The organism is uncultured Campylobacter sp., from assembly GCF_937949835.1.
In the GTDB taxonomy this organism is placed as follows: domain Bacteria; phylum Campylobacterota; class Campylobacteria; order Campylobacterales; family Campylobacteraceae; genus Campylobacter_B.
On the sequence record NZ_CALEDC010000341.1, the window covers coordinates 1 to 7,801 of the forward strand.

The window sequence follows — 7,801 nt, forward strand, 5'->3', positions numbered from 1 at the left end:
AACCCGTTTAAAAAGAGCTTTTCGGCGCCGCCGCAGCTGCGGCTTAGATGGTGCCGCGCGCTGTGGAGCGACGCCCCGCACGTGGAGGTGAGCGATTATGAAATTTCGCAAAACGTGCCGGTACCCACGATACAAAGCGTGAAATTTCTACTAGAAAAATACGGCATACACGACAAAATCGCGGCGGAGACGGCAGCCTCGGCGAGCGAAACCCCGGCAGCCGTAACGGATAGGGCTCTACCTAACGGCGCAAATATTGCGAATAAAATTTCTGCCTGTGCTTATATTTCGGACAGTGCAGACGAAATTTTACCCGAGAAGACGGACGGGGCTTTGTCGTGCGATATAGGTAAAATTCTAAGCAGCGACACCTGCTCCGCCGATAGTGCGGGCAGGACGAGCATTCCCGCTAACGCAAAAAACGAAGCTCTGCAAGGCGGAATGGCGGATCAAATTTTGGTTGGTAGCAAAAGCGAAATGAACGGAATTTTGCAAAGCAAGGCGGGTGAGATTTCGGCCGACGGTAGAAATAAGGCGGGTAGCGCAAACGATGTGAGCAAAATTTCAAACGCGGACAAAATTCCAAGCACAAGCGAAATTTCAAGCGGCAATGCAAATTGCATTGCCGATACAGGTGATGTGAATGACGCAAATAGTGCAGGTGACACAGGCGGCGTAAATTGCATGAATGGCCCAAATGACATGCATGACGCAAGCGATGCGAGCGACATAAATGATACGAACGACGCGCATAGCGCAGGCAACGCAGTAAATTGCATAGGTAGCACAGGCGACACGGATACAATCTCAAAACTCTACATCGTCGTGGGTGCCGATAACCTAGCCGAGCTTCATAAATGGCGCGATTTTGGCGAGTTGCAGAAATTAGCGGAGTTTGCGGTGCTTACGAGGCCAGGCTACGAGATCCCGCGGCAGTGGGCGGCTCTAAAGCGCATCGAGATTACCGTAGATACGAGCTCAAGCGGTTTTAGGCGAGATTTCAAAGGCGAAATCCCGCCCAAGATCGCAGCAGAGGTCATAAAATTTTATAAAAGGAAAGATATGCAAGATCCAAAGCAAAGGGCGGAGCGGATCGCCGAAATTTTAAACGAAAAGAAAGCCGAAGATGTCCAGATCATCGATATGAGTGAGCGCGAATACATCGCAAAACTCGTAGTAATAGCCACTACGCTAACCTCCCGCCACGCAGCCTCGCTTATCGAGGAGCTAAAAAGCGTGCTAAAGCCGCTCGGCGAGGAGTTTTTGGCTATCGAAAGCGGCGATGAGTGGAGTGTCGTCGATCTCGGCGACATCATAGTCCATCTCATCAGCGAGGCTTACCGCGCCAAATACAATATCGAGGACTTCCTCGACAAACTCAAAAAAGAGCAATTTTAAGGAGGGAGCGTGCCGAGACAGACCTGGAGCAGCAAGCTCACATATATCTTAACCGTCGCGGGCGCCACGATAGGCTTTGGTTGTACGTGGCGATTTCCATATTTAGTCGGGCAAAACGGCGGCGGCGCCTATGTGCTCATATTTTGCATCGCGATGATCGTGCTTGGAATCCCGATGATCTTAGTAGAAAACGTCATCGGACGTCGCGCGCTAAGAAACTGCGTCGATGCCTTCGCAGCGCCTAAAAAGGACGGCTCACGCATAAAGCCCGCATGGAAGATCGTAGGCATCATGGGCGTAATCGGCGCGTTTGGAATTTTAGCCTATTATATGGTCCTCGGCGGCTGGGTGCTAACCTACATCGTAAACATCGTAAGCGGCAACTTCGACCTCTCCGCGCGGATCACAGATCCCGCATTTACGCAGAAATTCTACGCAGATCATATCGAAAACAGCCCGCTTGGCGTCGGAACTTACACGCTCGTTTTCATAGCGATCAACTGGTACATTTTGAAAAACGGCATCATCGAGGGGATCGAAAAATTCGTAAAATTTCTAATGCCCGCGCTATTTTTGTGCTTCATCGCGGTGATCCTTACAAATTTAACGCTTGAGGGCGCAAAGGAAGGCGTGAAATTTTATCTCGGCGTCGATTTTGCCAAGATTACGCCCAAGCTTTTGATCGACGTTTTGGGTCAGGTCTTTTTCGCGCTCTCGCTCGGTTTCGGCGTGATGATCACGCTATCTAGCTTCCTCAACAAAGACGAGAAGTTGATGCAAACGGCCACCATCACCGCGGTCGTAAACACCCTCATCGCCGTGCTTGCGGGCTTTATGATCTTTCCGTCGCTCTTTAGCGCGGGGCTTGAGCCGAGCAGCGGCTCGTCGCTGGTTTTTAAGAGCCTGCCGATCGCGTTTTCGCACATGCCGTTCGGCAACGCCGTCGCGGTGGTCTTTCTCTCGATTTTGCTTATCGCCGCGCTTACGACGTCGATCACGATCTATCAGGTCATCATAAATTTCGTCGAGGAGCGCTTCGGCTTTTCAACGTTAAAGGCGGTAAATTTAACGCTCGGCGGCGTCTTCGTGCTCGGCAACCTGCCCTGCATACTCTCAAGCAGCGTGCTTGCGGACGTTAAAATTCTGGGGCGCTCGGTTTTCGACGCCTTCGACTTCGTAAGCGCGAACGTATTTTTCGTGCTAACGGCGCTTCTATGCTGCATCTACGTGGGCTGGGTGCTAAAAAAGGACGCGATCTACGAGGTTACAAACGAAGGCGATCTGGGTGCAAGACTCGCAGGAGTTTGGTTTTTATACGTCAAATTTATCCTGCCGCTCATCATCGCGGTGATCTTCGGATACGGGATTTTCGGCTAAATTTAAAGCCGCGAGAGTTTTAAATTTTAAATTTGTCCGCGGCGGTGCGATAGAATTTTAAAATTTCATCTGCTCCGTTACATGCACTGCGGCGTAAGTTTTTACTCGGTGCGACACATTGTATTGAAACTTGCGGTACGGCGGTCTTGCGACTAGGTGCGAGACACTGCACCGCAGTTATAATATAAATTCAGCGCAGGCGTAGCCTGCCCCTTGTAAAGCGTCGTCGGGGGTTAGGTGGGGTTTGGGGCGGGAAGGGGAGCGACCTCGCAATTCAAGCCCCCTTCCCGCCCCAAGAAAAGTTTGGGTGCGGCGCGGCGGAATTTTAAAATTTTATTCGCCTCAGCGCAGCGCGTTAAATTTTAGAATTTTAAAATCTATCGCAGCGGCGCCGTATCGCGATAGATAAAATTTAAAATTTAGCCGCAATTTAGGGGTTTTCAATGCTTCTGTTTTTCCTTACGATCTTCCCGATATCGCTGATGCCGGGCATCAACATGACCTACGCGCTAAATCTCGGCATCGCGCGCGGCTATCTTAGGGCGCTGCCCGCGTTGCTCGCGCAGGTGCTAGGCGTCGCAGCCGTGGCGCTTGCGTGCATATTCGGCGTCGCGGGCATTCTGCTTGCGCACCCTGCGGCGCTTAGCGCGATTAAAATTTTAGGCGGCGCGTATATTTTCTATCTGGGCGTCGCGACCTTTTTAGCGCGCGGAAATTTTAAGCTGCAAAAACAGAAGCGCAGCGAAAATATCTTCCTCCAAGGCCTCGTAGTCGCGGTCTCAAACCCCAAGGCGTGGATATTTTTCACCGCGCTCTTTCCGCCATTTTTGGACGCGGACAATCTTTTCGGCGCGCGCACCTTCGCTCTCGTGGCGATCTTGTGCGTGAGCGAAAGCATCTGCCTTAGCATCTACGCGCTGGGCGGAGCGGTGCTAAAAAATCTGCTGAAAACCCATCTAAAATACCTCGAAATTTTCTGCTCGGTGCTGATGTGCGCGATCGGGCTGTGGATGATTTTGGGCTAAAATTTTGATTGGACTTAGCGCCCGGGTTTTGATGAAATTTTAAATTTAAAAGATAGATTGAAAAGCGGTATTGCTGCGGCTAAATCTCAAGAAAGCCTTTAAAATTTAGCCGCTAGCTTTGAATTAAAATTTTAAGCGATCGATCGCGTACAGCAAGCGCCACGGCGATTATCGTCTAGGGTCGCTTGCGGTGCGTCTAAACGATTTGCGGGCGATGATTCTTATCCGCAAGCGAACGGACGTCGCGTTTAAGCGGTTTTGGCTTTGTGAAGCATCACCGCATCCGTTCGCGCCGCGTCCGCTTAAATTTTAAAATTTAATCTCTGCCGTGAAGCTCGTCCATATAAAATTTCACCGAGCCGAGACCCTCTTTTTTCGCCCATTCGTAGGCGCTTGAGACGAACTCCCAGTTGATGCCCGCGTAGAATTTCTCCAAATATTTCGGGCGCGCATTGTGCTCATCGATGTAGTACGCGTGTTCCCAAACGTCCACGACTAGAAGCGGCACGAGCCCTTCGGTCACCGGCGTAGCGGCGTTTTGAGTCGCTTTGATGCAAAGCTTGCCCGATTTCGGATCGTAAGCGAGCCACACCCAGCCCGAGCCGAAATGCGCCGTAGCGGCAGCCAAAAACTCGCTTTTAAAATCCGAGAAATTTTCTGCTAGCGTCGATTTTAGCTCCGCAGAAGCCTCGCTAGGTTTTGCGATGCAATCCCAGTAAAAATCGTGGTTGTAAACCTGCGCAGCGTTGTTAAAAAGCCCGCCGCTAGCAGCCGTTACGATCTCGTAAAGCCCCTTGCCCGCAAACTCGCCCGATTCGGTAAGTTTATTTAAATTTGCCACATAGGTCGCGTGGTGCTTGCCGTGGTGATAATCACAGGTTTGCTTGCTTACGACCGCGTTGTGCGCCGCATCGAACGGCAACTCTCTAAGTTTAAACATCTTTCTCTCCTTGAAATGAATTTTGAAGCGATTATAGCCTAAAATTTCTAAACGAATAATAAAATTTATTATTTAGGATTAATTTTAAGATGAATTTTAATCTAAGCTCGCTCCTAATATAATCTCGCTTTAAATTTAAAATTTAGGCGGTTTATGAAGACCAAAGGCTTTGCTTCTGTACTCATCGGAGCGCTTTTTGAGTGCGGCTAGGCTTACGGACTTAAGCACGCTTCTAGTACGCACGATTGGCTACTGACCGTCACCTGCGTAATTGCGAGCTTTTTTATATTTATGCTTGCTTTAAAATACATCGGCGCGGTACTCGCATACGTCCTATACACGGGGCTCGACGCACTTTTTATCGTCTTGCTTGAAACGATCGTCGCGCTAAAAGAGGACTCGGAGATTAACCTGCTTCGCATATTTTTCATATTCACGCTAAGCTTATGCACAGGTATCGGCACGATCGGTGCTGTGATTCTAGGCGTATTCATCCACCGCGAGAAAATTTCTGCGCGCAAAGCACCCTCTTATTTCTCATAATTTCAAGTGCCGTGATGTTTAAATTAATTTAGAATTTTGGCGAATTTAGCTAAGCTTAGCGCTAAATTTAACGCAAAGGAAAACCATGAAAATCATCGAAGGCTCGCTTGCTCTTAAGGGCAGCGAAAAAATTCTAATCATCAATGCCCGCTTCAACCACATCATCACAGATCGCCTAGTCGAAGGGGCGCACGATGCGTTTTTGCGCCACGGCGGCAAGGAGGAAAATTTAAGCCTGATGCTTGTTCCTGGCGCTTTTGAGATCCCGCTCGCGCTTGAAAAGGCGCTAGCTTCCAAACTCTACGACGCCGTCGTCTGCCTAGGCGCGGTTATCCGTGGCTCTACTCCGCATTTTGACTACGTAAGCGCCGAGGTAAGCAAGGGCATCGCAAACACCATGCTAAAATACGGCGCACCCGTGACTTTCGGCGTACTGACTACCGATAATATCGAGCAAGCGATCGAGCGAGCAGGTGCAAAGGCAGGCAATAAGGGCTTTGAAGCGATGAGCAGCGCGATCGAGCTTCTAAGTCTATTTCGCAACATAAAGGCGTAAAATGGCCACCAGACACCAAGCCAGGCTCGCTGCGATCTCGCTGCTTTACTCCCGGGATATGAACGGCGGCAGCGAGGACTTTGCGGATGAATATCTGGAGGAAAAGCGCATTCGCAACGAGCAGCGCAACTGGACGCTAGCGCTTCTGCGCGGTGCTAGCGAAAATCTCGCCGCGGTCGATGCGCTGATAGATGAAAATTTAAAGGAATTCAAGCTTGCCGAAATTTCGGCTCTGGAGCGCGCGATACTGCGGCTCGGGGCGTATGAGTTGCGCTTTACGGACACGGACGCGGGCATCGTCATCAACGAAGCGATCAACTCCGCCAAGGAGCTTGGCATCTCGCCAAGATTTATAAACGGCGTGCTGGACGCGCTAAAAGATAGCCCCGTAAACATCGCGGTGGATAAAATTTCCAAGCCGAATACGGCGGAAGGCGTAAATTCCGAGCTATCCACGGCAACAAGCGAAAATTCTAAGCCTGCTGCGGCAAAAAACTCCGCTATTTCAGACAGCAACGTTGCGGCGAAAAATTTCATCCCCGCAGGCGCGGACGGCGAGACGAAAAATTTTACTAAGGCAAAGCGGAGCGGTACGCCGAAAAATTCTACGGCAAGCAGAAGCAGGCCATCTAAAAAGTCCGCTAATTTAAAAACTCGCAGTGCGCCCGCCAAAAAATCCACTGCGAGCAAAAAATTTAAAACGGAGGGAAATTTTAAGGCCGGAGATAAATTTAAGACGGAGAAAACGGGTAAAAAATTCAAAACGGGCGAGCGAGGTAAAAATTTTAAGACAGGCAAACGAGGCAAAGACGCCGCGCCGAAAAAAGAGAGCGCGGATAGAAATTTCAGAGCCGGCAAAAGCACGGCACCGAAAAAGGGCGCTGCTGGTAAAAATACTGCGCCCAAAAGTAGCACGGGGCGCAAAATCTCTACCGCGCCGAAAAAATCTGCGGGCGGCAGAGGCGCTCTCTCAAAAAGACCTGCGGGCAGCAAAGGCGCGGCTCACGGCAAGGATAAGCAGTGAAGCTCTGCGTCGCGCTTGATCTGGGCTCGAAGCAGCAGTGCTTGCAGCTAGCGGAGCAGCTGGCGGACTTTTCGGATAAAATTTGGCTCAAAGTGGGCTTGCGAGCCTATTTGCGCGACGGGGCGGGATTTATAGAGGAGCTAAAAAGGCTCGGAAATTTTAAAATTTTTCTCGATCTAAAGCTCTACGACATCCCAAACACGATGGCTGACGCCGCCGAGGAGATCGCTAAGCTCGGCGTCGATATGATAAACGTGCATGCAAGCAGCGGCAAGCGCGCGATGGCTACGGTGATGGAGCGACTGGATAAGCTTAATTCGCGCCCGTTGGTGCTTGCGGTCTCTGCGCTAACGAGCTTTGATCAGGCGGAATTTAGCACGGTTTACGAGCAAAATTTAGGCGATGCCGTGCGCAAATTTAGTGTGATGAGCTATGAAGCGGGGCTTGACGGCATGGTCTGCTCGGCGTTCGAGAGCCGCCTAATCAAGGACGCAACGAGCACAAATTTTATCACGCTCTGCCCGGGCGTAAGGCCGTTTGGCGAGAGCGCAGCAGATCAAAAGCGAGTAGCGGATCTGGGCATCGCGCGCGAGGCGGGGGCTGATTTTATCGTGGTAGGTCGTCCGATCTATCAAAGCGCCGATCCGCGCGAAATTTGCGAGCGGATTTTGGGTCAAATTTAGCGTCAAAACTTACGTAAAATTTGATGCAAGCTCGTTTTAAGCAGAGTTTCCGCGCACAAGAAATTTTAATCAAAATGCGCACAAAGGCGGCTCGGATGACGTCGAAGCGCCGTCGTCATCTTTTTACAAAATCCGTTGGAGTTTGAAACAAACGCATCAGATTTTTGCATTTGGCGCAAGGCGGAAGCGTAAATTTGCTCCGTTGGGGATTAAAAACGTTTAGGCTCTGCCGCACCCAAGCTCCCTGCTAGCTTA

6 protein-coding genes and 2 pseudogenes are annotated in these 7,801 nt (G+C 50.5%); 7 read left to right on the plus strand and 1 reads right to left on the minus strand.

Translation table 11 applies throughout. The annotated features are described in order from the left end of the window. From rsfS to Q0256_RS07750, 3 genes are all read left to right on the plus strand, one after another. Nucleotides 1-1,398, plus strand: a 1,398-nt coding sequence (rsfS, locus tag Q0256_RS07740; protein WP_297961922.1) for a ribosome silencing factor, incomplete at its 5' end; no start/stop codon positions are given. 9 nt (nucleotides 1,399-1,407) lie between these two features. Further along, nucleotides 1,408-2,775, plus strand: coding sequence for a sodium-dependent transporter (locus Q0256_RS07745; RefSeq protein ID WP_297961925.1), 1,368 nt, complete (start codon nucleotides 1,408-1,410; stop codon nucleotides 2,773-2,775). Between the two features lie 443 nt (nucleotides 2,776-3,218). Beyond that, nucleotides 3,219-3,800, plus strand: a complete 582-nt coding sequence (locus Q0256_RS07750) for a LysE family translocator (RefSeq protein WP_297961928.1) — start codon at nucleotides 3,219-3,221, stop codon at nucleotides 3,798-3,800. 316 nt (nucleotides 3,801-4,116) lie between these two features. Here the strand turns inward: Q0256_RS07750 and Q0256_RS07755 are convergent, their stop codons facing one another. Next, on the minus strand, nucleotides 4,117-4,740 hold the full coding sequence (locus Q0256_RS07755; RefSeq protein WP_297961931.1) for a superoxide dismutase: 624 nt from the start codon (nucleotides 4,738-4,740) through the stop codon (nucleotides 4,117-4,119). Between the two features lie 231 nt (nucleotides 4,741-4,971). Here Q0256_RS07755 and Q0256_RS07760 point away from each other — a divergent pair. From Q0256_RS07760 to pyrF, 4 genes and pseudogenes are all read left to right on the plus strand, one after another. Further along, a pseudogene (locus Q0256_RS07760) lies at nucleotides 4,972-5,283 on the plus strand (hypothetical protein); the annotation flags it as partial. Between the two features lie 85 nt (nucleotides 5,284-5,368). Further along, entirely contained in the window at nucleotides 5,369-5,839 is a 471-nt protein-coding gene (gene ribH / locus Q0256_RS07765) for a 6,7-dimethyl-8-ribityllumazine synthase (RefSeq protein WP_297961934.1), read from the plus strand. 1 nt (nucleotide 5,840) lies between these two features. After that, nucleotides 5,841-6,215 (plus strand): annotated as a pseudogene (gene nusB / locus Q0256_RS07770) (transcription antitermination factor NusB); the annotation flags it as partial. 644 nt (nucleotides 6,216-6,859) lie between these two features. Then, on the plus strand, nucleotides 6,860-7,546 hold the full coding sequence (pyrF, locus tag Q0256_RS07775) for an orotidine-5'-phosphate decarboxylase (RefSeq protein WP_367271950.1): 687 nt from the start codon (nucleotides 6,860-6,862) through the stop codon (nucleotides 7,544-7,546). Nucleotides 7,547-7,801 lie beyond the last annotated feature (255 nt).

Coding starts and splice junctions, on each gene's coding strand:
- Q0256_RS07750 (WP_297961928.1), top strand. CDS start 3,219: ATGCTTCTGTTTTTCCTTACGATCTTCCCGATATCGCTGATGCCGGGC.
- ribH (WP_297961934.1), top strand. CDS start 5,369: ATGAAAATCATCGAAGGCTCGCTTGCTCTTAAGGGCAGCGAAAAAATT.
- Q0256_RS07755 (WP_297961931.1), bottom strand. CDS start 4,740: ATGTTTAAACTTAGAGAGTTGCCGTTCGATGCGGCGCACAACGCGGTC.